The following is a 3,141-nucleotide window of genomic DNA, read 5'->3' on the forward strand; positions in this document are numbered from 1 at the left end:
GCAGCGCTTCGCGCCGCTGAACTCCTGGCCSGACAACGTCAACATCGACAAGWSMCGCCGCYTSCTGTGGCCSATCAAGCAGAAATACGGCMAGRMGATCTCCTGGGCCGACCTCTTCATCCTGGCCGGCAATGTGGCGCTGGAGTCGATGGGCTTTCGCACGCTGGGCTTCGCCGGTGGCCGCGCGGACGTCTGGGAACCCGACATGGACGTGGCCTGGGGCGCCGAGACCAAGTGGCTGGCCGATGACAAGCGCTTCGAGGGCGACCGCAACCTCGTCGCCAGCGTCGGCGCGACCCACATGGGCCTGATCTATGTGAACCCCGAGGGCCCCAACGCCAGCGGCGACTACTTGGCCGCGGCCAAGGACATCCGCGCCACCTTCGGCCGCATGGCCATGGACGACGAGGAGACCGTCGCGCTGATCGCCGGCGGCCACACCTTCGGCAAGGCCCATGGCGCGGCACCCGAGCACCACAAGGGCCTTGAGCCCGAGGGTGCCGGCATCGAGTCCCAGGGCCTGGGCTGGACCAGCGGCTTCGGCGGCGGCCATGGCAAGGACACCATCTCCAGCGGCCTGGAAGTCACCTGGACCCAGACCCCCGCGCAGTGGAGCAACCACTTCTTCGACAACCTGTTCAAGTTCGAATGGGAGGCCACCACCTCGCCGGCCGGCGCCAAGCAATGGGTGGCCAAGAACGCGCCCGAGGACATCCCCGACGCTCACGTCCCGGGCAAGTTCCACAAGCCCACCATGCTGACGACCGACCTGACGCTGCGCTTCGACCCCGAGTTCGGCAAGATCTCCCAGCGCTTCCGCGACGACCCGCAGGCCTTCGCCAACGCCTTCGCCCGCGCCTGGTTCAAGCTGACCCACCGCGACATGGGCCCCAAGGCGCGCTACCTCGGCCCCGAGGTGCCCAAGGAAGACCTGATCTGGCAGGACCCGCTGCCCGCGCCCAGCCATCACCCCACCCCCGGCGACATCGCCGACCTGAAAGCCAGGATCGCCGCCTCGGGCCTGTCCGTCGCTGACCTCGTCGCCGTCGCCTGGGCCTCGGCCTCGACCTTCCGCGGTGGCGACAAGCGCGGCGGCGCCAACGGCGCCCGCCTGGCGCTGGCACCGCAGACGGATTGGGCCGTCAACAAGCCGGCCATCCAGGCCCTGCCCAAGCTGATGGAGATCCAGCGGGCCTCCGGCAAGGCGTCCCTCGCCGACGTCATCGTGCTGGCCGGCGTCGTCGGCATCGAGCAGGCCGCCCAGGCCGCCGGTGCGACGGTGGAGGTGCCCTTCACGCCCGGCCGCGTTGATGCCACCCAGGCCCAGACCGATGTCGAATCCTTCGCCGTGCTCGAACCCCTGGCCGACGGCTTCCGCAACTACAGCAAGGGCAATCTGGGCGCATCCACCGAAGCCCTGCTGATCGACCGCGCCCAGTTGCTGACGCTGACCGCGCCCGAGCTGACCGCGCTGGTGGGCGGCCTGCGCGTGCTGGGCACGAATACCGATGGCAGCAAGCACGGCCAGTTCACCGACAAGCCCGGCACGCTGAGCAACGACTTCTTCGTCAAGCTGCTCGACATGGGCACGGTCTGGAAGCCGACGGACGCCAGCGCCGAGATCTTCGAAGGCCGCGACCGCAAGAGCGGCGCCGTCAAGTACACCGGCACGCGCGCCGACCTCATCTTCGGCAGCAACTCCGTGCTGCGCGCCTATGCCGAGGTCTATGCCAGCGCCGACGGCAGGGCCAGGTTCGTCAAGGACTTTGTCGCCGCCTGGACCAAGGTCATGGAACTGGACCGATTTGACATCCAGTGAGCCCCTCGTCCAGCCCCGCATCGCTGAACGAGAGCATGGCTGACCGGTCCCCCGCGGGGACGGCGATGCTCGCCGCATCGAGCCGCAAGCACATCGCCCAAGGCGGGCCGGCTTGGGAGCGGCCCTGCGCTCGGCCCGCAAGCTGACGTCACGACCCCGTTGACCCCGGGGTGGGCCGAATCCGTTAGGCTCACCCCGTACCGTTTTGGAGCCCCCCCGCATGGCCAAGAAGTCCGCCGCCCCGTCCATCAGCATCGGCATCAGCGAGAAAGACCGCGCCGCGGTTGCCGCCGGCCTGTCCAAGCTGCTGGCCGAGACCTACACGCTCTACCTGACGACGCACAACTTCCACTGGAACGTCACGGGCCCGATGTTCAACAGCCTGCATGCGATGTTCATGGCCCAGTACACCGAGCTGTGGAATGCGGTCGACCCCATCGCCGAGCGCATCCGCTCGCTGGGCTTCCCGGCGCCCGGCAGCTATGCCCAGTTCGCCAAGCTCAGCGGCCTGCCCGACGCGCCCGCCACGCCGCCCAAGGCCATGAAGATGGTCGAGGTGCTGATGCAGGGCCACGAGGCCGTCGCCCGCACGGCGCGCGCGCTGTTCCCGCTGGTCGACAAGGCCAGTGATGAGCCGAGCGCCGACCTGCTGACGCAGCGACTGACAGTGCACGAGCAAACCGCATGGATGCTCCGGAGCCTGCTGGAGGAGTGATGAAAGTCGCCGTCCTCACATTCGACGGCTTCAACGAGCTCGACAGCTTCATCGCGCTGGGCCTGATCAACCGGCTCTATGCCCAGGGCTGGTCGGCTGCCATCACCAGCCCGAGCGCGCAGGTGACATCGATGAACGGCGTGGTCGTCACGGCCCAGCAGCCGCTGGAGTTCGCCAACGAGGCCGACGTCGTGCTGTTCGGCAGCGGCATCCACACCCGCGCCATCGCCAACGACAGCGCGCTGCTGGATCGGCTGCAGCTCGRCCCGGTGCGCCAGCTTATCGGCGGCCAGTGCTCGGGCACGCTGCTGATGGCCCGCCTCGGGCTGCTGGCGGACATGCCCGCCTGCACCGACTCGACCACCAAGCCCTGGGTCGTCGAGGCCGGCGTGCGCGTCGTCGAAGAGCCCTTTCATGCCCGCGGCCCCATCGCCACGGCCGGCGGCTGCCTGGCCTCGCAATACCTGGCCGCGTGGGTCATGGCCTCGCGCGCCGGGCTGGACGCCGCGCGCAGCGCGTTGCATTACGCAGCGCCGGTCGGCGAGAAGGAAGCCTACGTGGAGCGCCTGATCGGCGTCGTCAAACCTTTCCTGCCGCAGGCCTGACC

Annotated in this window: 3 protein-coding genes; all 3 read left to right on the top strand. The window is 69.0% G+C overall.

Annotated elements, in window-relative coordinates; genetic code table 11:
- Positions 1 to 1,819: catalase/peroxidase HPI (gene katG / locus AC1DU6_RS24970; protein WP_477860364.1), on the top strand; the 1,819-nt coding region annotated here is incomplete at its 5' end.
- Between the two features lie 220 nt (positions 1,820 to 2,039).
- Positions 2,040 to 2,534, top strand: coding sequence for a Dps family protein (locus AC1DU6_RS24975; protein WP_056200854.1), 495 nt, complete (start codon positions 2,040 to 2,042; stop codon positions 2,532 to 2,534).
- A complete protein-coding gene (locus AC1DU6_RS24980; protein ID WP_477860366.1) occupies positions 2,534 to 3,139 on the top strand; it encodes a type 1 glutamine amidotransferase family protein in 606 nt (201 codons plus the stop codon). The genes AC1DU6_RS24975 and AC1DU6_RS24980 overlap by 1 nt, the downstream gene beginning before the upstream one ends.
- The last annotated feature ends 2 nt before the right edge of the window (positions 3,140 to 3,141 follow it).

This window comes from Roseateles sp. P5_B10, assembly GCF_056400485.1.